Origin of the sequence: Stenotrophomonas sepilia (assembly GCF_003244875.1) — a bacterium.
GTDB lineage: Bacteria > Pseudomonadota > Gammaproteobacteria > Xanthomonadales > Xanthomonadaceae > Stenotrophomonas > Stenotrophomonas sepilia.
Genome location: NZ_LXXZ01000002.1, coordinates 57,624 through 80,686, shown reverse-complemented (window position 1 = coordinate 80,686; position 23,063 = coordinate 57,624). Strand labels below are relative to the sequence as shown.

The window sequence follows — 23,063 nt, the reverse complement described above, 5'->3', positions numbered from 1 at the left end:
CGCGCGACCGGTAGTGCCGGCCGCTGGCCGGCATTCCGTTGTGGAAAAAGGGGACGGAGGGGATTAAGTCGTTTATGCATAAACGACTTAATCCTCTCCGTCCCCTTTTTGTCAGCGCAGCTTTGCCAGGGCCTGGCCCAGCTGCACCGGGCTTTCGGCGCCCAGCTGCGGTGCGAACTCGGCCACGCCCGGCGGCAGCAGCACCACCACGGTCGAGCCGTAATTGAAGCGTGCCATCTCGGCGAAACGCTCCAGCTTGATGCCTTGGCCGCGGTAGTCCTTGCGGGTGATGCGATCGCCGTAGGCCGGGATCTCCTCGCCGCTCCACACGGTTTCCACGCCGGACACCAGCAGCGCGCCGACCATCACGCTGACCATCGGGCCGAAGCTGGTGTCGAAGTGGCAGACCAGGCGCTCGTTGCGTGCGAACAGGCGCGGTACGCCGTTGACGGCCGCAGGACCGACACTGAACAGGCGTCCTGGCACGTGCACGGTTTCACGCAGGGTGCCGGTCCACGGCATGTGCACGCGGTGGTAGTCGCGCGGCGACAGGTACACGGTGGCGTACAGGCCATCGTTGTACGGCTTGGCGTCCTCGTCGCTGCCCAGCAGCTCGGCGGCGGTGAATGACTGGCCCTTGGCCTGGAAGATGCGGCCGGCCTCGATCTTCCCCAGCTGGCTGATGCGGCCGTCGGCCGGCATCACCAGGCTGCGCGGATCGGCATCGGCCACGCGCGCGCCCGGCTTCAGCGCGCGGGTGAAGAACTGGTTGAAGGTTGCGTAGCTGCGCGGGTCCGGGTTGGCCGCTTCGTCCAGATTGACGTTGAACTTGCGGGTGACGGTGTCGATCAGCCAGCGCGACACGCGCGGATCGTCCGAGTACGCCAGCGAGCGTGCCATCGAGGACAGCAGGCGATGGGGCAGGGCGTACGTCAGGGCGGTGGTGAGGCTCATGGGGCGGTTTTCTCGGTCAGCTTGTGCAGGTCGCGGGCGATCGCCGGCGCATTGAACGGGGGGCGCACCAGGCCGGCAAGGCGGCCCTGCGGGTCGAGCACGGCCAGGCTGGCCGAATGCTCGACGGTGTAATCCTCGGGGTTTTCGTCGAAATGCTTGCCCGGCACTTTCTGGAACACGAACCCCAGCGAGGTGGCGAAGCGCTCCAGCGAGGGGATATCGGCGGTGGCGGCCAGGGTGTCCTTGTGGAAGCCGTGCACGTACTCGCCAAGGCGGGTGGCGCTGTCGCGGTCCGGGTCGACCGAGATGAACAGCACGCGTGGGCGCAGGCTGTCGGGCAGGGCTTCCCACTGGTTCTGTGCGCCGGCCAGCTCGGCCAGGGTGGTCGGGCAGACGTCCGGGCAGAAGGTGAAACCCAGGAACACCAGGGTCCAGTGGCCCTTCAGTTCGCCCGGGATCAGGCGGGTGCCGTCGGACTGGGCCAGGTTGAAGTCGGGCAGTTCACGCGGCTGCGGGTACAGGGTGATCGCTTCGGTGGCCGGGGCGTTGGCCGGCGGCTTCGGCGCGAACACCTGCTGGGCGGCGAGCAGGCCGAGCCCCGCGGCCAGGGCGATCAGCAGGATGATGCCGGCGTTGCGATTGAACATGGGGGCTCCCGCGCGAAATGGGCTCCATCATACCGGCTGCGGCCCGATCGTTTCCGCCGCAACGGATGCCGCCGCGGGCGCCAGCCCCTATAATCGGGGGCCACTTTGCCCGCAGTACCGCCATGACCGCTGAAACGGCCGCCGAACTCCACACGATCATCGATCTGATCCGCTACGGCACCAGCCGTTTCAACGAAGCCGGGCTGACCTTCGGGCACAGCTACGACAATGCGCTGGACGAGGCCACCCAACTGGTGCTGCACAGCCTGCACCTGCCGCACGACCTCGGCCCGGCCTACGGCCAGGCACGCCTGCTGCAGGCCGAAAAGCTGCGCGTGCTGGAACTGTTCCAGCGTCGCATCGACGAACGCATCCCCGCTGCGTACCTGACCGGTGAGGCCTGGTTCGCCGGCCTGAGCTTCAAGAGTGACACGCGCGCGCTGGTGCCGCGCTCGCCGATCGCCGAACTGATCGAATGTGGTTTCGAACCGTGGCTGGCCGGCCGCGATGTCAGCCGCGCGCTGGATCTTTGCACCGGTTCGGGCTGCATCGCCATCGCCATGGGCCACTACTACCCGAACTGGGAAGTGGACGGCGTCGACCTGAGTGACGACGCACTGTCGCTGGCCGAGGAGAACAAGGAGCGCCTGCAGGCGCACAACGTCACCCTGATCAAGTCGGACCTGTTCAATGGCCTGACCGGCCGCCACTACGACCTGATCGTCACCAACCCGCCGTACGTCACCAACGACGAGACTGATGCCCTGCCGCAGGAATATTCCTACGAGCCGGAAATGGGCCTGCGTGCCGGTGACGATGGCCTGGACCTGGTGCTGAAGATCCTGCGCGACGCCCCGCTGCACCTGAGCGAAGACGGTCTGCTGATCTGTGAAGTGGGTGAGTCCGAACAGCATCTGGTCAAGCTGCTGCCGGAAGTCGATTTTTCCTGGATCGAGTTCAAGGTTGGCCAGATGGGCATCTTTGCGGTCGAATGCCGCGAGCTGATCGCCCACAGCGCACGCATCACCGAACTGGCGGCGCAGCGCCCGTGAGCTCCAATTCGTTCGGCAAGCTGTTCACCGTCACCACGTTCGGCGAGTCGCACGGGCCGGCCATCGGCTGCGTGATCGATGGTTGCCCTCCGGGGCTGGCGCTGGACGCGGCCGAATTCGCCCACGACCTGCAGCGCCGTGCGACCGGCAAGAGCCGGCACACTTCCGCGCGGCGCGAGGCCGACGAGGTCGAGATCCTGTCCGGCGTATACGAGGGCTTGACCACCGGCACCCCGATCGCGCTGCTGATCCGTAACACCGACCAGCGCAGCAAGGATTACGCCAATATCGGCCAGCAGTTCCGCCCGGGCCATGCCGACTACAGTTACTGGCACAAGTACGGCATCCGCGATCCGCGTGGCGGTGGCCGTTCCTCGGCACGCGAGACCACCATGCGCGTGGCCGCTGGCGTGGTCGCCAAGAAGTGGCTGGCCGAGCGTTTCGGCGTCACCGTGCGTGGCTACCTGTCGCAGCTGGGCGACATCACCCCGGCCGGTTTCGACTGGTCGGCGGTGGAAGACAATCCGTTCTTCTGGCCGCACGCCGCACAGGTGCCGGAACTCGAGGCGTACATGGATGCGCTGCGCAAGTCCGGTGATTCGGTCGGTGCGCGCGTGGACGTGGTCGCCGACAACGTGCCGCCGGGCTGGGGTGAGCCGATCTACGGCAAGCTTGATGGCGAACTGGCCGCTGCGCTGATGAGCATCAATGCGGTGAAGGGCGTGGAGATCGGCGACGGATTCGCCAGCGCCGCGCAGAAGGGCACTGAACACCGCGACCTGCTGACCCCGCAGGGCTTCGCCAGCAACCATGCCGGCGGCATCCTCGGTGGCATCTCCACCGGCCAGCCGGTCGTTGCGTCGATCGCCCTGAAGCCGACGTCCAGCCTGCGCCTGCGGGGCCCGTCGCTGGATACGGACGGCAACGTGGTCGAGGTGGTCACCACCGGCCGCCACGATCCCTGCGTCGGCATCCGCGCCACGCCCATCGCCGAAGCGATGGTGGCGCTGGTGCTGATGGATCAGGCGCTGCGTCATCGCGCGCAGTGCGGCGATGTCGGCACGATCACCCCGCGCATTCCCGGGCAGATCGATGGCTGACACGCGGCCGACCGTGTGGGTGAGCCAGCCGCTGATCGAGGCGGCCATCGCGCCGCTGCGCGATCGCGTGCAGCTGCGCAGCACCGACACCGTCACCGCCTGGTCGCCGGACCAGATCGCCGCACAGCTGGCCAGCGCCGACGGCGCGATCATCACCCTCAACGAGCGCATCGGTGCGGCGCAGGTGGCCGATGCCACCCAGCTGCAGGTGATCGCCAATGTCGGCGTCGGCTACAACAACCTGGATGTCGACGCGCTCAGCGCGGCCGGCATCCTGGCCAGCAACACGCCGGACGTGTTGACCGAAACCACCGCCGATCTCGGTTTCGCGCTGCTGATGGCAACCGCGCGCCGGATCACCGAGTCCGAGCGCTGGCTGCGTGACGGGCAGTGGCAGCAGTGGTCGTTCCAGACCATGCTGGGCGCGGATGTCCATGGCAGCACGCTGGGCATCCTTGGCATGGGCCGCATCGGCCAGGGCATCGCCCGCCGCGGCGCGCACGGTTTCGGCATGAAGGTGCTGTACCACAACCGTTCACGGTTGCCGGCCGACACCGAGGCGTCGCTCCGCGCGACCTACGTGGACCTGGATACACTGCTGGCACAGTCCGACCATCTGGTAACGGTGCTGCCCTACACGCCGGCCTCGCATCACATCATCGACGCAGCTGCGCTGGCGAAGATGAAGCCGACGGCAACCCTGGTGAACATCGCCCGCGGCGGCATCGTCGACGAACTGGCGCTGGCCGACGCACTGGCCAACGGCCACCTGGCGGCCGCTGGCCTGGATGTGTACGAGGGCGAGCCGAAGGTGCGCCCGGAGCTGCTGGCGCTGCGCAACGTGGTGCTCACGCCGCATATCGGCAGCGCCTCGCTGGCCACGCGCACGGCGATGGTACAGCTGGCCGTGGATAATCTGGCTGCCGGGCTCGGCCTGGACGGCGGCCCGTCGCGCATGCCGAGCTCGATCAACGCTGACGCGGCGATGGCCGCGCGCGTGATGCTGGGCAAAAAAACCGGGAAACGATAGGGAACCTCCGCGCGCCCCGCTTGAGGAGGTTCCCCGAACCCAGCTGTCGTGCGTGTTTTCCCCCATTCCCGTTTTCGTGAGAGTTCCCCATGAGCAATGCACAGCGCAGTTTCCACGTCGCCGTCGTCGGTGCCACCGGCGCCGTTGGCGAGACCATGTTGTCGATCCTGGCCGAGCGTGATTTCCCGGTCGGCACCCTGAGCGTCCTCGCCTCCGAGCGTTCGGCCGGTGGCGAGATTGAATTCAACGGCCAGAAGGTCAAGGTCCAGGACCTGGCCACCTTCGATCCGACCGGTGTCGAGATCGCGCTGTTCTCGGCTGGCGGCAGCGTGTCCAAGGAATACGCACCGAAGTTCGCCGCCGCCGGTGCGGTGGTGATCGACAACTCCTCGGCCTTCCGTTACGACGATGACGTGCCGCTGGTGGTGTCCGAGGTCAACCCGGAACAGGTCGCCAACCGTCCGCGCGGCATCATCGCCAACCCTAACTGCTCGACCATGCAGATGCTGGTGGCGCTGGCGCCGCTGCACCGCAAGTACGGTATCGAGCGCATCAATGTGTCCACCTACCAGTCGGTGTCCGGCGGTGGCCGCTCGGCGATGGAGGAACTGGGCAAGCAGACCGGCCAGTTGCTCAGCTTCCAGGAGATCGATCCGCAGCGCTTCCCGGTGCAGATCGCCTTCAACCTGATCCCGCACATCGATGACTTCCAGGACAATGGCTTCACCAAGGAAGAGATGAAGCTGATCTGGGAGACCCGCAAGATCCTCGGTGACGACAGCATCCTGGTGAACCCGACCGCGGTGCGCGTGCCGGTGTTCTACGGCCACTCCGAGTCGGTGGCGATCGAGACCCGCGACAAGGTCACCGTCGCTGAAGCGCGCGCGCTGCTGGAGCAGTCGCCGGGCATCGAAGTGGTGGATCGTCACGAGGCCGGTGGCTATCCGACTCCGGTTACCCATGCTTCGGGGACCGATGCGGTGTATGTCGGCCGTATCCGCGAGGACCTGTCGCACCCGCGTGGCCTGAACCTGTGGATCGTGTCGGACAACGTGCGCAAGGGCGCTGCCCTGAACGCCGTGCAGCTGGCCGAGCTGGTCGCCGCCGAGCAGCGCTGATCACAGCGGTTGCCTCACCGGTAGTGCCGGCCGCTGGCCGGCATTGCCGTGATGTGTGGACGTGCGTGTCTGCTGGCCAGCGGCCGGCGCTACCGAAGGTCCCCTCGGTGGGTGCGGACCCCGGTCCGCACGCTTTATAGTGTCGCCCATGAATAAACGGGCCAGGGGCGCGAAGCGCCCGCTCCTCTATCTTTCCACCGCGCTGCTGGCCCTGGCCAGCAGTTCGGCGCTTGCCCTGGGCTTGGGTGACATCCGTGTCCTGTCCAAGCCGGGCCAGCCCCTGCTGGCCGAAATCCCGGTAGTCTCGGCCGATCCATCCGAACTGGAGAACCTGCGCGTCGCGCTGGCCTCTGCGGTCACCTTCGAACGCGTCGGCCTGCAGCGGCCGGCCGGGCTGGTCAGCGAGCTGCAGTTCGAACTGACCCGCAATGCGCAGGGCAGGGCGGTGGTGCGGGTGACCTCGCAGACGCCGGTCGAAACCCCGTCGCTGAGCTTCCTGATCGAGGCCGACTGGGGCCAGGGCCGCTTGGTGCGCGAATACTCGGCACTGGTTGATGCGCCCTCCAGCGCACTGGCGGTGGCCGAACCGGAAATCGTCGCGCCGGCCGGTACCCTCTCCAACACCATCGTCCGTGACGTTGCACCGGCACCGGCCGCTGCGGAGAGCGCAAGCGCACCTGCGCCGTCCACTGCGGCAGCGCCGGCACCTGCATCGGCTCGCTCGCGTGCAGGGGCTGCACCCGCTGCCGCGCAGGCAGCCGATGGCAGCGTCATCGTCCAGCGTGGGCAGACCCTGTCGCAGATCGCCAGCGCGGTGGCCCGCGGCAACCAGGTCAGCCGCGACCGCGCGATGATCGCCCTGCTGCGGGCCAACCCGGAGGCCTTCATCCGCGGCAACGTCAACCTGCTCAAGCAAGGCGCCGTACTGCGCATGCCCGGCAGCGATGCACTGGCGGCGGTCGATGCCGCCGAGGCCGCAGCGCTGGTGCGCGAGCACGCCGCGCAGTGGCGGCAGGCGCGCACCGTGCCGCAACCGGCGGGTACCGTCGCCCCGGTGGCCGCGGCGGCAACCACGAACGCTTCTTCCCCGGCCGCGGCCAATGGGGCACGACTTGAAATCGCTCCGGCGCTGGCTTCCGACGCCGCGCGCGCGGGCACAACCACCGGCACTGGAGCCGGCAGCGAGGGTGACATGCTGGGCAACGAACAACTGCGCCAGGCACGCGAGGACATCGCGACCCGCGATGCCGAGATTGGCGAGCTGAAGCAGCGCGTCGCCGACCTGGAAAAACTCAAGGAACAGCAGCAGTCGCTGATCGCGATGAAGGACAACGACCTGGCCGCCGCGCAGCAGCGACTGGCGCAGGCACCGGATACCCGCGATGCGGCAACGCCGTGGTACTGGCTGGGGCTGCCGGTGCTGCTGCTGGCGGCCGGTGCAGCCTGGCTGCTGCGTCGTCGCAAGCCATCGCCGCTGCCGCCGCTGCGCGACGAAGACGATGCCGCCGGCCTGACCGCTGCGGTACCGGCGGGCGCGGCGCTGGATACGCTGGCCGAGCAGTCCTCATGGTCGTCTGTGGTGCCCGAAGCGGGCCGCCAGGAGCCGGCGATGCCGGCTTGGGCGAGCGAAACCGGGGGGCAGGATGACGTGGCTGCCGAACCGGTCGCCGACGTCGCCGCCCAGGCTGACTGGCAGGCGCAGACGCTGCGCGATGACGAAGTGATGGAGCTGCCCGAGGCAGTGACCGACCTGCCGCGCTGGGACGAGCCGGTGGTCACGCAGGAGGATTCCGCGCCGGCCGCCGCCGCGCAGGATGAGCCGCTCGCGCAGGCGGCCCCTGGCGAGGTGGCAGTGCCGGACTACGCGCTGCACGCCGAACAGCAGCCGCAGTTCCGCGGCGTGTTCGACCTGCCGGCCGAGCACCATGACGGCGAGGCTTCGGGCGCAGCGCCGCATGACGCGCTGGCCGCGGCGGCGCATGAAGACGGTACTGCGCCGCCGGCCAGCGATGCCGGCTGGGCGCCGCGCGCCGGCCAGGAACGCCTTGAGCTGGCCATCGCCTACCTCGACCTGGGCGATGCCCAGACCGCGCGTACGTTGCTGCAGGAAGTGGCCGAGGGCGGCGACCTGCACTGCCAGGCCCAGGCCCGCGAACTGCTGGCCCGCCTGCCGTGATCGAACCCGCCGACAAGGACCCCGTCATGAGCCGCGAGCGCCGCATCGACTACGTTGAATTCGCTTCCACGGATCCTGCAGCCAGCCGCGCCTTCTTCGAGAAGGCGTTCGGCTGGTCGTTCGTAGACTATGGCAGCGACTACACCGCGTTCGACGACGGCCGCCTGCAGGGCGGCTTCTTCCGCGGCCAGCCGCTGCGTGCCAGCGATGCCGGTGCCCCGCTGCTGGTGCTGTACGCTGACCAGCTGGCACCGATCGAAGCGGCGGTGCTTGACGCTGGCGGTGAGATCGTGCGGCCGGTGTTTTCCTTCCCCGGCGGCAGCCGTTTCCAGTTCGTCGAGCCTGGTGGCAACGAACTGGCGGTGTGGTCCGAACGCGATCCGGCCTGAGCGCCGCCCCTCCCGCAACATCTGAGGTAGCACATGCGTTACGCGCTTGGCGTCGAGTACGACGGCAGCGATTTCAGGGGCTGGCAGAACCTGGGCGAGGGTGGCCCGAGCGTGCAGGCCAGCCTTGAGCAGGCCCTGTCGTCGGTGGCCGATGCGCCGCTGCAGGTGGTCTGTGCCGGCCGCACCGATGCCGGCGTGCACGGCCAGTGCCAGGTCGTGCATTTCGATACCGACGTGGTGCGCGATCCGCGCGCGTGGATGCTGGGCACTACCACCCGCCTGCCGCGCTCGATCGCAGTGCGCTGGTGCGTGCCGGTGGCCGAGGATTTCCACGCGCGTTTCTCCGCGCGCGCACGCCGCTACCGCTACCGCCTGCTCAACCGCGAAGTGCGGCCCGCGCTGGACCGGCAGACCTTGAGCTGGGAGCGCCGCGCGCTGGACGAGACCCTGATGCACGCCGCCGGCCAGGCCCTGCTCGGTGAGAACGACTTCAGCGCGTTCCGTTCGGTGCAGTGCCAGGCGCTGCACGCCCGGCGTGAGCTGCAGTCACTGCAGGTCAGCCGCCAGGGCGAGGTGATCGAGGTCGCCGTGCAGGGCAATGCATTCCTTCATCACATGGTCCGCAATATCGTCGGATCGCTGATCCTGGTGGGCAGTGGCGAGAAGCCGGTGGAATGGATCGCCGAACTGCTGGCCGGGCGCGATCGCACCGTAGCCGGTCCCACCGCACCGCCGCAGGGCCTGGTGTTCCTTGGGCCCCTGTACCCCGACAACTGGCACCTGCCCGCCGAGGTCACGCTATGAGCCGTTCCTACTACCGCACACGCATCAAGTTCTGTGGCATGACCCGGGCCGGCGACGTCCGCCTGGCCGGTGAGCTGGGCGTGGACGCGGTGGGTTTCATCTTCGCCCGTGAAAGCAGCCGCCGGGTCGCTCCGGCCGAGGCACGCGCGATGCGCCAGGCGATCGCGCCCATGGTCGACGTGGTGGCGCTGTTCCGCAACAACAGCAAGGAAGAAGTGCGCGAGGTGCTGCGCACGGTACGACCGACCCTGCTGCAGTTCCACGGCGAGGAAGACGAGAGCTTCTGCCGCAGCTTCAACATGCCGTACCTGAAGGCGATCGCCATGGGCGGCCGTGAAGAGATCAACGCCCGCACCCTGCAGCTGCGCTATCCCAGCGCCGCCGGCTTCCTGTTCGACAGCCACGCGCCGGGCGGCGGTGGCGGCACCGGCGTGGCTTTTGACTGGGGCCGGATCCCGACCGGCCTGCATCGCCCGTTCCTGCTGGCCGGTGGCCTGAACCCGGAAAACGTCTACGACGCGGTGCTGGGTACCCTGCCGTGGGGCGTGGATGTCTCCAGTGGCATCGAACTGGAGCCGGGCATCAAGGACGGCGACAGGATGCGCACCTTCGTCGAGGAAGTGCGCCGAGCCGATTGCACGGTTCTCGAGTGATTGGCGTCATTATTTGCCGTGATTTGGACCTGGATTTGAGCCTGCACGCATTCTTCACATAGGATGGTCCCAAGCGCGCCTGCCATGAGGGCTGGCGCGGGGATCGACGGGACGCACTCGGCGCGCCCCGAACGGGCGGCCGCAGCCCACAGCCCAGGAGGGCAAGCGATGCAGGAGTTCCTCACCGTCGTGTTCGGTTTTCCGACCCTGCCGTACAGCATCGTGCTGGCGGTGGCGGCGCTGTATTGGGCACTGGCGGCCTTCGGTCTGGTCGACGACGGGTTTGGCGATGCCGGCGCCGATGGGGCGCTGCATGGCGACCCACAAGATCTGCAGGGACTGTCCGCACTGCTGGCGCGTTGGGGCCTCGGTGGGGTTCCCCTCATGCTTGTGGTGACGCTGCTGGGTTTCTTCGCCTGGATCGTCACCTATTTCGTCCATCTGTTCGTGCTGTTGCCGCTGCCGGACCTGCTGCGCTGGGCGATCGGTGCGGTCGTGGCCCTTCTGGCGCCGTTGCCGGCGGTTCCGTTCACCGCGCTGCTGCTGCGCCCCGTCCGCAGGTTCCTGCTGCGCCTGCGCCCGGTGGCGCAGGCCTCGCTGCTGGGGCGTACCGGCGTGGTTGCCTCGCCGAAGGTGGATGCCCGCGGCGGTCACGCCACCTTCGACGATGGCGGCGCCGGACTGGTGCTGCAGGTGCGCAGCGAGATCGAACTGCAGCGTGGCGAGCGCATCGTGCTGGTCGAACACGTGGCTGATCAACACCATTACCGGGTGGTCCGCGCCGACGCGGTCGCCCTCGACTTCCAGGACAACCTGCTTCCGGGCAACAAGGAGAATCACTGATGACGTTGGCAACCATGGCCCCCTTCCTGATCGGCGTAGCCGTGTTGCTGGTCGCACTGCTCGGCCTGGCCGGCCTGTTCAAGGCCTTCTACCGCAAGGTCGACCAGGGCGTGGCCCTGATCGTCAACGACATGAGCTCCACGCCCAAGGTGCACTTCACCGGTGCGCTGATCATCCCGGTGCTGTACCGCGCCGAGCTGATGCGGATCAGCCTGATCACGCTGCAGATCGACCGCCGCGGCAAGGAAGGCCTGATCTGCCGCGACAACATGCGTGCCGATATCGCCGTGGCTTTCTACCTGCGGGTCAACGAGACCCAGGCCGACGTCCTGCGCGTGGCCAAGGCCATCGGTGCCGACCGTGCATCGGACAAGCATGCCGTCGACGAGCTGTTCAACGCCAAGTTCTCCGAAGCGCTGAAGACGGTCGGCAAGAAGTTCGACTTCACCGAACTGTTCGAGAAGCGCCAGGAGTTCCGCGACGAGATCATCGCGGTGATCGGCAATGATCTGAACGGCTACGTCCTTGAGGACGTGGCGATCGACTACCTGGAGCAGACCCCGAAGTCGCTGCTGGACCAGTTCAACATTCTCGATGCGCAGGGCATCCGCAAGATCACCGAATTGACGGCCGCGCAGAACGTGGTGACCAACGAGCTGGAGCAGAACGAGAAGCTCGCCATCACCAAGAAGAACGTGGAAGCGCGCGAAGCGCTGCTGGCCCTGGAACGCCAGCAGGCCGAAGCCGAAGCACGGCAGAAGCGTGAGATCGAGACCATCCGCGCACGCGAGGAGGCCGAGACCGCCAAGGTGCAGGAGGAGCAGCGCCAGTTGTCCGAGAATGCCCGCATCGAAGCGCAGCAGCTGATCGAGATCCGCGACCAGAACCGCCTGCGCGAAGTGGAAGTGGCCGAGCAGAACCGCCAGCGTGCCGTGGCCATCGAGGCCGAGCGCGTGGAGCGCGCACGCCAGCTGGAGCAGGTCACCACCGATCGTGAAGTGCAGCTGCAGGGCGTGGAGCGTGACAAGGTGGTCGAGCAGGGCAAGATGGACGTGGCCAACATCACCCGTGAACGCATCTCCATCGACAAGACCGTGGCGCAGGAAGAGGAGCGCATCAAGGAAGTGCGCGAAGTCTCCGAGGCCGACCGCCAGAAGCAGGTGCTGATCCTGGAAGCCGAGGCCAAGGCGCAGGAAGCGCTGGTGCGCGAAGTCAAGGAAGCGCAGGCGCGCGAGACCGCTTCAAAGCATCGCGCGGTGGAACTGACCACGCTGGCCCAGGCCGAGCATGAAGCGGCCGGCAAGCAGGCCGAAGCCAAGCGCCTGTTGGCCGATGCCCTGCGTGCCGAACAGGCAGCGCCGGGCCTGGCCGAAGCGCAGGTGCGTGAAGCTTCGGCGCTGGCCATCGAGAAGGTCGGCATTGCCGAAGCGCGCGTGATCGAAGCCAAGGCCGAAGCCAGCCTGAAGCAGGGCAGCAACGAAGCCCGCGTTCTGGCCGAGACCCTGCAGGCGCAGGCGCAGGGTGAGGAAAAGATGGGCCTGGCCCGTGCCACCGCCACCGAGTCGCTGGGCAATGCCGAAGCCGGCGTGGTGCAGAAGAAGCTGCTGGCCGAGGCCGAGGGCCTGGTGCGCAAGTTCGAAGCCATCGCCTCGCTGAGTGACCAGGCACGTGGCCATGAAGAGTTCCGCATGATGCTGGACAACAGCCTGAAGCAGGCGCTGGCCTCGATCGAAGCCGGCAAGGAAGTCTCGCGCGAGAACGCCAATGTCATCGCCAGCGCGCTGCGCAACGCCGATATCGACCTGGTCGGCGGCGACGGCGGCATGTTCGAGAACCTGGTCAAGGCGGTGTCGCTGGGCAAGTCGATCGAAGGCTTCGCCGGCAAGAGCCCGATCGTGCAGGAGCTGATGCAGCGCTACCTGGGCGTGGCCGTGGCCGAACCGGCGCCGCGCCAGATCGCCGAGGATGCCGAAGCGGTACCGACCGTGTCGGCTACCGTGGTCGACAGCGCCCGTTGATGCATCGGGCGATGGCCGCCGCCATCGCCCGCCCGCGCCGGCCGCAACCGCGGCCGTCCGCCCGTGAGCCGGAAACCTGCTGATGTCTGAAACCCATCCGTCCGCCGAATCCACTGCGCCGGAGGCCGGCGGCAGCACCGTCGACCAGGCTGTCGCCCAGGGCGGCGCCTACGAAGTCCTGCGCCGCCGCCTGGCCGAGCAGGGCCAGCGCCTGCAGGGCCTGGCCGAAACACTCAACCGCCAGCGCCTGGCCGAGTTCGGCGATAGCCGCCTGGAGGTGGTCGGGCGCTTCCGCATCCGCAGCGACAACAACTGCGTCGGCCGTGACATCGTGCAGGTGGGCCCGGACCGCCTGCTGTTCGGCTACAACGTGTTCATCGGGTTGAAGACCCAGACCCGCATCGAGGATGTGTTCGGCCTGTACCGGCTGGTGCAGGGCAGCGATGGCTACGACGTCGCTGCCCTGGAGCTGAAGGGCAGCTTTCTCGACCAGCCCGGCTTCGTGCACGATTTCAACGAGCTGTATGCCTACTACAAGCACGCGCGCCTGCTGCAGCTGATCGTGGTCGGCGACAAGCTGCTGGCCTCGTTCCAGATCGGCGAGCGCAGCAGCGACGTGCGCGTGTTCCGCTGGGCGCTGTCGCGCGAGGGCGAGCTGACCTACCTGGATGCGCGCGGTGAGCGCGATATCGCACTGCCGCCACCATTCGACTTCGAATGGACCCGGGCGACCCGCGACCTGGCGGTCAACGGCCGCCATTCGCACCTGAACATCCTCGACACCCTGTTCGTGGAGACCACCGGCGGCGACCTCACCATCAAGGTCGAAAACAACACCGAAACCGGGCAGGGCATCTACAGCGAACCCGTGGAGGACAGCACGCAGTCGCTGGACGACGCCCAGTTCGAGTTCGCCCGGGTCGGCTCGCTGGTATTGCTGAAGGTGCTGCCGTACCGCGAGACCGAATGGCGCGGCCTGATCTACAACACGCTGACCGGCGGCATCGTGCGCAATGATGCGATCGTGCAGGCCTGCGTGCAGCTGCCCGAAGACCATGGCGTGATCTTCCCGGGTGGCTATTACCTGCAGGGCGGCGAGCACAAGGCATTTGATGCCTCGATGGCCGGCATGCAGTTCAAGCGCAGCATCCGTTCGCCAAACGGCGAGGACGTGCTGTACATCTTCTACGAGCGCGAAGGCGGGCGCTCGGCGCTGTTCGTCTACAACACCATCCAGCGCGTGCTGCAGAACCCGGTGTTCGGCCATGGCTACGCCTTGATGCAGGACGGGCGCATGGTGCTGTTCCATGCCGAGGGCAGCGAACCGACCCGCATCCATCCGATGCAGGTCTGGCAGACGCCGTTCAGCAGTGACGAGTTCGCCGCCAACCGGCCGCCCGGCAACACGTTCATGGGCCGCATCGGCAACGCCGAGCTGGTGCGCGGCATTTCCAACCTGTTCAACCTGGCGCGCGAGATCGATGGCCAGGACGTGTCGGTACAGCGCTACCAGCGCCTGGTGGCCGATACGCGGCGTCTGTTCGATGCGCACCACTGGCTGGGTGACGCGGCCTGCGATGGCGCCGAGGCGCTGCTGCGGCAGATCAGCGCGACCGGCGAATCGGTGCTGGACGAGTACGAGAAGGTGCAGTCGATCCGTCAGCAATCGGCACAGGCGATGCGGGAGGCCGAGGCCGCGCACAAGGCGCTGCTGGGCCGGCTGCAACCGCAGAACTGGAGCGAGGTGCAGGCCTTCGTCGAGGCCCTCAACGCGATCACCGCATTGCGCGGGCGGCTGCTGACCCTCCGCGAGCTGCGCTACATCGACACCGCGCGCATCGAGGCGATGACCGTCGAACTGGTGGAGGCACAGGACCGTGTTGGCGCCGCCACCGGTGACTTCCTCGCTGGCGAGGAAGCGCTGGCGCCGCTGGCCACGCGCCTGCAGGCGCTGGATGATGCCGCGCAGCAGGCACAGACGGCGCGCCAGCTGGACGAGCAGTTGGAAGGCCTGCGTGGCATGGCGTCCGACCTGGACATGCTGTCCGAGCTGATGGCCGGCCTGAAGGTGGACGATGCCACTGCCCGCACCCGCGTGGTCGAGTCGATCTCGGTGCTGTACGGTCGCCTCAACCAGGCGCGCGCGCGTGCTGACCAGCGCCGCAGGTCACTCGGTTCGGCCGAGGCCGTGGCGCAGTTCGCCGCCCAGTTCGCGCTGTTCTCGCAGTCGATCACCAGCGCGCTGGCGCTGGCCACCGATCCCGAACGTGCCGACGAGCAGTTGTCGCGCCTGCTGGTGCAGCTGGAGGAACTGGAGAGCCAGTTCGGCGAACACGAGCAGTTCCTCGGCGACATCCTGAGCAAGCGCGAAGAGCTGGTCGAGGCCTTCGAAACGCACAAGCAGGCGTTGCTGGATGACCGCCAGCGCAAGGCGCGCTCGGTACTGGATGCGGCCAATCGGATCCTCGACGGCCTGGCCAGGCGCACCGAGCGCTTCGCCACCGCCGATGAGCTCAACGCGTTCTTTGCCGGTGATCCGCTGATCCTCAAGCTGCGTGAGCTGGCCGAGCGCCTGCGCACGCTGCACGACAACGTCAAGGCCGACGACATCGAGGCGCGGCTGAAGGGCGTGCGTGACCAGGCGGTGCGCCAGCTGCGCGACCGCAGTGACCTGTACGAAGCCGGCGGCAACGTGGTGCGGCTGGGCCCGCGCCATCGCTTCAGCGTCAATACGCAGGCACTGGACCTGACCCTGTTGCCGCGTGGCGACACGTTGGCCATCCATCTGACCGGCACCGACTTCCTGGAGACCCTGCACGATCCGGAGCTGGACGCACTCAAGCCGTTCTGGCCGGTCACCCTCGACTCGGAATCGCCCACGCTGTATCGCGGCGAGTATCTGGCCGGCAGCCTGCTGCTGGCCGCGCAGGAGGGGCGCGATGGCCTCGATCTGGCTGCGCTGCAGCACGACGTCGCCAACCCGGAAGCGCTGGATCAGCGTGTGCGTGCGTTCGCCGCACCACGCTATCGCGAAGGCTACGAGCGTGGCATCCATGACCACGATGCGGCACTGATCCTGCGTGCGCTACTGCCCTTGCAGCAGGCGGCCGGCAGCCTGCGTCACGCACCGCGGGTGCGTGCGCTGGCGTTGCTGTTCTGGGCCGCTGAGCAGCGGCGCGAAGCGGTGGCGCAATGGCCGGCGCGGCAGGTGGGCGCCGAGGCGCTGGCACGCCTGCTGGGGTCCGACGAAGGGCGCCTGGCGTTGCGCACAGAAATGGCCGAGGCGCTGCTGGGGTATGCGCAGTCCCACGCGTTGCCGTTCGATGCCGATGCCGCGGAGGCTGCAGCCGCCTATCTGGGCGAAGAACTGGCGGCGGGCGATCCGGTGTTCAGCAGCAGCCGCCACGCGGTGGCGCTGCTGGAGGCATTGGCCGAGCAGCTGGAACAGGCGGGGCAGCGTGAGGCGGTCGAGCGTGCCCTGCAGCGCGGCCAGGATCCACTGGCTACGCGTTGGTCATTGGCTGGGCAGTGGCTGCGCGCAGTGGCGCGGATGCCGGCGCATGCGCAGCATGCCGGCTATGTCGACGAAGCCGCCGCGTTGCTGCTGGTGCAGCGCCAGTTGCGCACCCGTGCCAGCGATGCCGCACTGCAGGCGGAGGTCAATGGCCTGCTGGGTGAACACGCACGCATCAGCAATGGCGCGCTGGTGGTATCGCTGGATGATTTCCTCGCGCGCCTGCAGCAGCACCTGCGTCATTTCGTGCCAGCGTTTCATGCCTACCAGGCGCTGCGCCAGGGCATCATCGGTCGCGAGCGCGAGACCCTGCGGCTTTCCGAGTTCAAGGCGCGGCCGCTGTCCTCGTTCGTACGCAACAAGCTGATCAACGATGTCTACCTGGGCGTGATCGGTGACAACCTGGCCAAGCAGATGGGCACGGTCGGCGAGAACAAGCGCAGCGACCTGATGGGCCTGCTGATGATGATTTCGCCCCCGGGCTATGGCAAGACCACGCTGATGGAATACGTGGCGCACCGCTTGGGCCTGGTCTTCATGAAGATCAACGGCCCGGCGCTGGGCCACGAGGTGCGCTCGCTGGACCCGGCCCAGGCACCGGACGCGACCTCGCGGCAGGAGCTGGAGAAGCTCAACCTGGCGCTGGAAATGGGCAACAACACCATGCTGTATGTGGACGACATCCAGCACACCCATCCCGAGTTCCTGCAGAAGTTCATCTCGCTGTGCGATGGCACCCGCCGTATCGAGGGCGTGTGGCGCGGTCGCACCCGCACCTACGACATGCGCGGCAAGAAGTTCTGCGTGGTGATGGCCGGCAACCCGTACACCGAGTCCGGCGAGGTGTTCAAGATTCCGGACATGCTGGCCAACCGTGCCGACATCTACAACCTCGGTGACGTGCTCGGTGGCATGGAGGCCGCCTTCACCCTCAGCTACATCGAGAACAGCCTGACCTCCAATCCGGTGCTGGCGCCGCTGGCCACGCGCGACATGGCCGACCTGTATGTACTGGTCGACCGCGCGATGGGCAAGGAGGTCTCGACCAACGGCCTCAGCCACGCCTACAGCAGCGCGGAGATCAACGAGATCACCGCCACCCTGCAGCGCATGCTGCGTGTGCGTGACGTGGTCTACCGGGTCAACCAGCAGTACATCGCCAGCGCCGCACAGGACGACCGCTACCGCACCGAGCCGCCGTTCCGCCTGCAAGGCAGCTACCGCAACATGAACAAGCTGGCCGAGAAGATCTCCCCGGTGATGAACGAGGACGAACTGCAGCAGTTGATCTCCGACCACTACCTGGGCGAGGCGCAGCTGCTGACCACCGGTGCCGAAGAGAACCTGTTGAAGCTGGCCGAACTGCGCGGCGTACTGGATGACACGCAGGCGCAGCGCTGGGCACAGATCAAGCGCGACTTCCTGCGCAACAAGGCCATGGGGGCCGACGACAGCGATGTCGGCGGGCGCGTGGTGGCGCAGCTGGCCGATATCGCCACCGCGCTGCAGCTGCCACCGCCCGCGCCGGAAGCGATCGCCGTTGCGGACCCGGCGCCGTGGCCGGCGCTGCTGGAGGCCCTGCATCGCCTTTCAGAGGCGCGTCCGGCCGCTGCGCCGGCGCCGGTCGCGGCAGCCCCCGGCGTGCCGGCCACGGCCTTGGCCGACGACCTGCAGGCGGGCCTGGCGCCGCTGGTGGAGCTGCTGGCGGCATCGCAGGCGCAGCAGGTGCAGGTGTCGCAGACCCTGGCCGCGTTCGCCGGCTGGGCGCGACAGCAGGTCGAGCGGGGCACGCCGAGCGCTGTGGTGGCGCAGCGCGCGCGCGTGCGCCGCGCCGCGACGCCGGAGGAGCGGGCGCTGGATGAGGCGCTGATGCGCCACTTCTACGGCGAGTCATTGCCACCGGAAGACGGCGATGGCATGCCGGCATCCACGCCGAAGCCGCCGCCGCTGCCGTGACCACGCGCGTGCCACTGCCGCCACCGATGCTGCCGGATACGGTCGATGTCGCTGAGCTGGCCGACTATGGTGCGCCGTTGCTGCAGGCGCTGGCGCGGCGCGAAACGCCGTTGCCACCGGGTGCGGGCGAGCGCCTGGTGGCTGCGCTTGCGCGCATCGCGCTGGCCCTGCAGGCCGGCAACCCGGCGCAGATCCGGCAGCAGGAAGGCTGGTGGGGACGGCTGCTGGGGCGCGATGTCGCTCGCGAAGCAGAAGGGCACGCGCTGCAGTCGCAGCTGGGCGTACTGGCCCTGCAGGCGCGTGAGCAGGCCCAGCACCTGAAGCAGCACATGCAGCTGCGGGCCATGGCCATCGTTGAGCATTCCGCGGCGGCCGCGGCGCTGGACGGCTGGGCCGAACTGGCTGCGTCGCGGCTGACGACGCTGGATATCGCCGGTCAGGCCGCGCTGTCGCACCGGCTGGATCATCTTCGCCGGCTGGCCTCGCTGCGCCGCCTGGAAGCCGGCCAATGGCAGCTGCTGCAGGACCAGGACAACATGCTGCTGCAACGCTTCGCGCGCATCCATGACGTGCTGCTGCCTGCCTGGCGGCAGGCTGCACTGGCGGGCCAGGCCGCTGCGGGCGCTGCGTTGGCCGGCAAGGCTGCCACGTTGCACGCACAGATCGATGACGAGGTGGCCGCGGCTCAGGCTAGACTGCCTTGAGCCGGCCGCCGCTGCCGCTTACCCAACTGCAAGGAGACTGCCCGATGACCCAGGACAGCCGGACCCCCGGTGCCCTCGTACCCGGCACGACCACCGCCACTGCGCTCGACGAAGGTGCACTGCAGGCGCTTGGGCTGGTCCGCGAGGATCTGCCGCGCATCGCCGAGATCCGTCTGGAACTGGACGATCTGCGCCCGGGCAACCTGCAGGTGTTCGGCCGCGAGGCGGCCACGCGCACCGCCGCGTTCTCCAGCCAGTTGCTGGACCAGGTGCGCAATCGTGACCTGGATGCCAGTGGCGAGAAGCTGGGCGAGGTGGTGCGCATCGCGCGCAGCCTGAAGCTGGATGGCTTCGCCCAGCGTTCGAAGGTGCCGGTGATCGGTGGCCTGATCGACCGCATGCGCGCCTCCAAGGGCGAGCTGGTGCAGAAGTTCAGCGACACCAACGCGCAGATCGAACAGCTGCTGGCCGACGTCGGCGTGCAGCAGGCGTTGATGGGCAAGCGCGTGGGCGAGTTCGACCGCATGCACGATATCGTCCGCGAAGAACGTCGTGCGCTCGGCCTGTATGCGGCAGCGGGCAAGCAGCGGCTGGCCGAACTGCAGGCCGAACAGCTGGCCGGGCAGGCCAGCGAGGACCCCCAGCAGCGCATCCGCCAGGGCGAGATCGACAATGCGATCCGGTTGATCGAGAAGCGCGTGTCCGACCTGCAGCTGATGCAGCACGCCGCCGATCAGTCGCTGCCGATGATCCGCCTGATCCAGGCCAACGCGCTGCAGCTGATCGAGAAGTTCAACACCGTCCGCGACATCACCATTCCGTCATGGAAGCGCCAGTTCGCCATCCAGCTCTCGCTGGGCGAACAGAAGGCTGCGGTCGAACTGTCCACGGCCATCGATGACGCCACCAACGAACTGATGCGCCGCAATGCCGACCTGCTGCGCCAGGCCTCGGTGGATACCGCGCGCAGCAACCAGCGCGGCGTGATCGACGTTGCCACGCTGCGCCATGTACACGACCAGCTGATCGCCACGGTGGAAGAAGTGCGCAGCATCCATCGCGAAGGGATGCAGCAGCGGCAGCAGGCGGAAGCGGAGCTGTCGCGCCTGCGCGAAGACCTGCAGCAGCGCCTGGCCACACCGACCGCCAGCTGAAAAAAGGGGACGGAGGGAATTAAGTCGTTTGTGCCACTTGCGACTTAATTCCCTCCGTCCCCTTTTTGTTGTCATCGGAGTTGCTGGCCCAGCCAGTCGGCGAGCGCATCCACGCGCGCATCAGGTGGTCCGTCCGGTTGCGCCAGCACCCAGAAACCACCAGTGGCGGCAAACCCCCACGGCGCGACCAGTCGTCCGGCGGCCAAGTCCTCGGCCACCAGTGGCTCGGGTGCGATCGCCGGGCCCAGCCCGGCCACCGCTGCCTCCAGCAGGTAGTACAGATGCTCGAAGGCCGTGCCCAGCTGCAGCTTCGCGGGGTCCAGAGAGTGCGCCTGCGCCCACGCCGGCCACGCCTGCGGCCGTGAGCTGGTGTGCAGCAGCGTCTCCTGCAGCAGCGCCGAGGGCGGTACATGCCGCAGGCGCTGCGCGGCCGGATGCGAGGGGGCCACTACCACGCCGACCCGTTCCGGGGCCAGCTCACGCACCTGCCAGCCCCGGGGCCACGGCCCCTGTGCCAGCAGCAGTACCGCATCCAGTGCCGCCTGTGCCTCGGTGAAGCTGCCATCCAGCGCTGACCACTGCAGGCGCACGCCGGGCAGGGCGGCCTGCAGCGCAGGCAGGCGCGGGATCATCCAGCGCGCCAGCACGCTGCCGCTGCAGCCCAGTACCAGCGCCGGGGCCGCCGCCGGCCGCCGCAGTTCGCGCACGCAGTCTTCGATGCCGCCGAAGGCCTCGCTGCACGCTGCCTGCAGCCGCGTGCCCGCAGCGGTCAGGCGCAGGCCGCGACCGGCACGCTGGAACAGCGCCAGGCCGAGATGGTCTTCCAGCAGCTTCAGCTGCCGGCTGACCGCACCGTGGGTGACATGCAGGTCGTGTGCGGCGCGGCCGACGCCGCCGAGACGGGCGGTGGCCTCGAACGCACGCAGCGCATTGAGTGGCGGCAGCAGGGAACGGCTCATGTGAGATTTCCTGACGATATGCGCCAGATAATATCCATTTTCCGGTCAAGACCCGTGCGCTAGAGTATCCACCTGTCTCGAACCAGCGGTCGCTTCCATGTCTGCCTCCCCCATTGCCGACTACCACGCCTTCCCGGATGCCCAGGGCCATTTCGGCCGCTACGGCGGCAGCTTCGTTGCCGAAACCCTGGTGGGTCCGCTGCAGGAACTGGCCCAGGCCTATGACCAGGCCCGCCAGGACCCGTCATTCCAGGCTGCCTACGACCGCGACCTGGCCCACTACGTGGGCCGGCCGAGCCCGATCTACCACGCCCAGCGCCTGAGCGACCATGTCGGCGGCGCGCAGATCCTGCTCAAGCGCGAAGACCTGAACCACACCGGCGCGCACAAGATCAACAACACCATCGGCCAGGCGCTGCTGGCCGCGCGGATGGGCAAGAAGCGCATCATCGCCGAGACCGGTGCCGGCCAGCACGGTGTTGCCAGTGCCACCGTTGCCGCCCGCCTGGGCCTGGAATGCGTGGTGTACATGGGCGCCACCGACATCGAGCGGCAGAAGATCAACGTCTACCGCATGAAGCTGCTTGGCGCGACGGTGGTGCCGGTCACCTCCGGCTCGGCCACCCTGAAGGACGCGCTCAACGAAGCGATGCGCGACTGGGTGACCAACGTGCAGGACACCTTCTACATCATCGGCACCGTGGCCGGCCCGGATCCGTATCCGCGCATGGTCCGTGACTTCAACGCCATCGTTGGCCGCGAGGCACGCGAGCAGATGCTGGCCGAGTATGGCCGCCTGCCCGATGCGATCACCGCGTGCGTCGGCGGCGGCAGCAACGCCATCGGCCTGTTCCACGCCTTCCTCAACGATCGCCAGGTCGAGATCGTCGGCGCCGAAGCCGCCGGCGACGGCATCGGCACCGGCCGCCACGCCGCATCGATCGCCGCCGGTCGGCCGGGCGTGCTGCATGGCAACCGCACCTATGTGCTGTGCGACGACGACGGCCAGATCATCGAGACCCACTCGGTGTCGGCCGGCCTGGACTATCCGGGCGTCGGCCCGGAGCATGCTTTCCTGGCCGATACCGGCCGTGCGCGCTACCTCGGCATCACTGATGAAGAAGCGCTGCAGGCCTTCCACCTGCTGGCGCATACCGAGGGCATCCTGCCGGCACTGGAGTCCAGCCACGCACTGGCACAGGCGATCAAGCTGGCGCGTGAGCGTCCGCGTGACCAGATCGTGCTGTGCAACCTGTCCGGCCGTGGCGACAAGGACGTGCACACCATCGCCGCTCGCGAAGGGCTGGTGCTGTGAGCGCGCTGCTGCGGAACAGCGGGGTGCTTCTGCTGGTGCTGGGCCTGGCCGCGTGCCAGCCGCCGGAACCGCCAGTGCTTGCGCCGGCTGCCAAAGCCACCGCGCAGCCCGCACGGCAGCCGGCCGCCAACGATGACCTCGACCCGATGGCGCGTACGCCGATCGTCGATCCGCCGTCTGCGGAAGAGAGCAACGGCGACAACGCCCCCGCCGTCGCCTCGGTTGCACTGGACCATGCCGGCGAAGTGCTGGTTGGCCAGCACATGGGGGACCTGAAGTCACTGGGGCCGTGGAAGGCACAGGGCGCGAAAGAGTTCTTCGAAGGCGACTGCGAGTACTACGACGGCAGGGGGTTGCCGCCGGGCGTGTCGATGATGACTGACGACGACCGCGTGGTCCGATTTGATCTGAAGCCGGGCGACGACCCGGAGCTGCCGGTTGAACAGCCCGGTCCCTTCGGCCTGCGCATCGGCATGACCCGTGCCCAGGCCATGGCGCAGTTCCCGAAGCCGCCGGTATCCAGCCCGCATGCCTACGACGGTGACCAGGGCGAGTACCTCACCTGGCAGGACCCGGGTTCGGACCTGGGCATCCGCCTGGAACTGTTTGAAGGGAAGGTCACCCGGATGTACTGGGGAACCAGCGATGCGATTGAACTGATTGAAGGATGTGCCTGA

At 67.9% G+C, this 23,063-nt stretch carries 18 protein-coding genes; 15 read left to right on the top strand and 3 right to left on the bottom strand.

What is annotated here, in order from left to right:
• Positions 1-111: 111 nt before the first annotated feature.
• Both asd and A7X97_RS00430 read right to left on the bottom strand, forming a co-directional pair.
• A complete protein-coding gene (gene asd / locus A7X97_RS00435; protein ID WP_053501139.1) occupies positions 112-954 on the bottom strand; it encodes an archaetidylserine decarboxylase in 843 nt (280 codons plus the stop codon).
• Complete coding sequence (locus tag A7X97_RS00430; RefSeq protein WP_072168509.1) at positions 951-1,601, bottom strand: SCO family protein; 651 nt, start codon at positions 1,599-1,601, stop codon at positions 951-953. The genes asd and A7X97_RS00430 overlap by 4 nt, the downstream gene beginning before the upstream one ends.
• 122 nt (positions 1,602-1,723) lie before the next feature.
• On the opposite strand from A7X97_RS00430, the gene prmB reads away from it, so the two are divergent.
• The 13 genes from prmB (at position 1,724) to A7X97_RS00365 (ending at position 20,112) form a co-directional block, all read left to right on the top strand.
• Entirely contained in the window at positions 1,724-2,653 is a 930-nt protein-coding gene (gene prmB, locus A7X97_RS00425) for a 50S ribosomal protein L3 N(5)-glutamine methyltransferase (RefSeq protein WP_069139585.1), read from the top strand.
• Positions 2,650-3,753 (top strand): chorismate synthase, encoded by a 1,104-nt coding sequence (gene aroC / locus A7X97_RS00420; protein ID WP_088497832.1) that lies wholly within the window; start codon positions 2,650-2,652, stop codon positions 3,751-3,753. Before prmB ends, aroC begins: the two co-directional genes overlap by 4 nt.
• Positions 3,746-4,783 (top strand): 2-hydroxyacid dehydrogenase, encoded by a 1,038-nt coding sequence (locus tag A7X97_RS00415; protein ID WP_088497831.1) that lies wholly within the window; start codon positions 3,746-3,748, stop codon positions 4,781-4,783. Before aroC ends, A7X97_RS00415 begins: the two co-directional genes overlap by 8 nt.
• Positions 4,784-4,872: 89 nt before the next feature.
• On the top strand, positions 4,873-5,901 hold the full coding sequence (locus A7X97_RS00410) for an aspartate-semialdehyde dehydrogenase (protein ID WP_019660602.1): 1,029 nt from the start codon (positions 4,873-4,875) through the stop codon (positions 5,899-5,901).
• 148 nt (positions 5,902-6,049) lie between these two features.
• Positions 6,050-8,077, top strand: coding sequence for a FimV/HubP family polar landmark protein (locus A7X97_RS00405; protein ID WP_088497830.1), 2,028 nt, complete (start codon positions 6,050-6,052; stop codon positions 8,075-8,077).
• 26 nt (positions 8,078-8,103) lie between these two features.
• Positions 8,104-8,466, top strand: coding sequence for a VOC family protein (locus A7X97_RS00400; RefSeq protein ID WP_049414720.1), 363 nt, complete (start codon positions 8,104-8,106; stop codon positions 8,464-8,466).
• A 33-nt stretch (positions 8,467-8,499) separates the two neighbouring features.
• Positions 8,500-9,270 carry a tRNA pseudouridine(38-40) synthase TruA gene (truA, locus tag A7X97_RS00395; protein WP_088497829.1) on the top strand — a complete coding sequence of 257 codons (771 nt, stop codon included), beginning with the start codon at positions 8,500-8,502 and terminating at the stop codon, positions 9,268-9,270.
• Positions 9,267-9,923 (top strand): phosphoribosylanthranilate isomerase, encoded by a 657-nt coding sequence (locus tag A7X97_RS00390; RefSeq protein ID WP_072168503.1) that lies wholly within the window; start codon positions 9,267-9,269, stop codon positions 9,921-9,923. The genes truA and A7X97_RS00390 overlap by 4 nt, the downstream gene beginning before the upstream one ends.
• 168 nt (positions 9,924-10,091) lie before the next feature.
• Entirely contained in the window at positions 10,092-10,766 is a 675-nt protein-coding gene (locus tag A7X97_RS00385) for a DUF1449 family protein (protein ID WP_072168502.1), read from the top strand.
• Complete coding sequence (locus tag A7X97_RS00380) at positions 10,766-12,784, top strand: hypothetical protein (protein ID WP_005417967.1); 2,019 nt, start codon at positions 10,766-10,768, stop codon at positions 12,782-12,784. Before A7X97_RS00385 ends, A7X97_RS00380 begins: the two co-directional genes overlap by 1 nt.
• An 82-nt stretch (positions 12,785-12,866) precedes the next feature.
• Positions 12,867-18,254, top strand: coding sequence for a DNA repair ATPase (locus A7X97_RS00375; protein ID WP_111007445.1), 5,388 nt, complete (start codon positions 12,867-12,869; stop codon positions 18,252-18,254).
• A complete protein-coding gene (locus A7X97_RS00370; protein WP_088497827.1) occupies positions 18,251-18,958 on the top strand; it encodes a cell division protein FtsY in 708 nt (235 codons plus the stop codon). Before A7X97_RS00375 ends, A7X97_RS00370 begins: the two co-directional genes overlap by 4 nt.
• Positions 18,959-19,002: 44 nt before the next feature.
• Positions 19,003-20,112 (top strand): toxic anion resistance protein, encoded by a 1,110-nt coding sequence (locus A7X97_RS00365; protein ID WP_088497826.1) that lies wholly within the window; start codon positions 19,003-19,005, stop codon positions 20,110-20,112.
• Between the two features lie 71 nt (positions 20,113-20,183).
• Here the strand turns inward: A7X97_RS00365 and A7X97_RS00360 are convergent, their stop codons facing one another.
• Positions 20,184-21,071 (bottom strand): LysR family transcriptional regulator, encoded by an 888-nt coding sequence (locus A7X97_RS00360; RefSeq protein WP_072168498.1) that lies wholly within the window; start codon positions 21,069-21,071, stop codon positions 20,184-20,186.
• A 97-nt stretch (positions 21,072-21,168) separates the two neighbouring features.
• Here A7X97_RS00360 and trpB point away from each other — a divergent pair, with 97 nt between their 5' ends.
• Positions 21,169-22,386 carry a tryptophan synthase subunit beta gene (trpB, locus tag A7X97_RS00355; protein WP_072168497.1) on the top strand — a complete coding sequence of 406 codons (1,218 nt, stop codon included), beginning with the start codon at positions 21,169-21,171 and terminating at the stop codon, positions 22,384-22,386.
• The gene (locus A7X97_RS00350) at positions 22,383-23,063 is read left to right on the top strand and encodes a hypothetical protein (RefSeq protein ID WP_072168496.1); all 681 of its coding nucleotides are present in this window, start codon (positions 22,383-22,385) and stop codon (positions 23,061-23,063) included. The genes trpB and A7X97_RS00350 overlap by 4 nt, the downstream gene beginning before the upstream one ends.

What these genes read in the sequence shown, in the direction of transcription:
- asd (WP_053501139.1), bottom strand. Translation starts at nt 954, where the DNA reads ATGAGCCTCACCACCGCCCTGACGTACGCCCTGCCCCATCGCCTGCTG.
- A7X97_RS00430 (WP_072168509.1), bottom strand. Translation starts at nt 1,601, where the DNA reads ATGTTCAATCGCAACGCCGGCATCATCCTGCTGATCGCCCTGGCCGCG.
- prmB (WP_069139585.1), top strand. Translation starts at nt 1,724, where the DNA reads ATGACCGCTGAAACGGCCGCCGAACTCCACACGATCATCGATCTGATC.
- A7X97_RS00415 (WP_088497831.1), top strand. Translation starts at nt 3,746, where the DNA reads ATGGCTGACACGCGGCCGACCGTGTGGGTGAGCCAGCCGCTGATCGAG.
- A7X97_RS00410 (WP_019660602.1), top strand. Translation starts at nt 4,873, where the DNA reads ATGAGCAATGCACAGCGCAGTTTCCACGTCGCCGTCGTCGGTGCCACC.
- A7X97_RS00405 (WP_088497830.1), top strand. Translation starts at nt 6,050, where the DNA reads ATGAATAAACGGGCCAGGGGCGCGAAGCGCCCGCTCCTCTATCTTTCC.
- A7X97_RS00400 (WP_049414720.1), top strand. Translation starts at nt 8,104, where the DNA reads ATGAGCCGCGAGCGCCGCATCGACTACGTTGAATTCGCTTCCACGGAT.
- truA (WP_088497829.1), top strand. Translation starts at nt 8,500, where the DNA reads ATGCGTTACGCGCTTGGCGTCGAGTACGACGGCAGCGATTTCAGGGGC.
- A7X97_RS00390 (WP_072168503.1), top strand. Translation starts at nt 9,267, where the DNA reads ATGAGCCGTTCCTACTACCGCACACGCATCAAGTTCTGTGGCATGACC.
- A7X97_RS00385 (WP_072168502.1), top strand. Translation starts at nt 10,092, where the DNA reads ATGCAGGAGTTCCTCACCGTCGTGTTCGGTTTTCCGACCCTGCCGTAC.
- A7X97_RS00380 (WP_005417967.1), top strand. Translation starts at nt 10,766, where the DNA reads ATGACGTTGGCAACCATGGCCCCCTTCCTGATCGGCGTAGCCGTGTTG.
- A7X97_RS00375 (WP_111007445.1), top strand. Translation starts at nt 12,867, where the DNA reads ATGTCTGAAACCCATCCGTCCGCCGAATCCACTGCGCCGGAGGCCGGC.
- A7X97_RS00365 (WP_088497826.1), top strand. Translation starts at nt 19,003, where the DNA reads ATGACCCAGGACAGCCGGACCCCCGGTGCCCTCGTACCCGGCACGACC.
- A7X97_RS00360 (WP_072168498.1), bottom strand. Translation starts at nt 21,071, where the DNA reads ATGAGCCGTTCCCTGCTGCCGCCACTCAATGCGCTGCGTGCGTTCGAG.
- trpB (WP_072168497.1), top strand. Translation starts at nt 21,169, where the DNA reads ATGTCTGCCTCCCCCATTGCCGACTACCACGCCTTCCCGGATGCCCAG.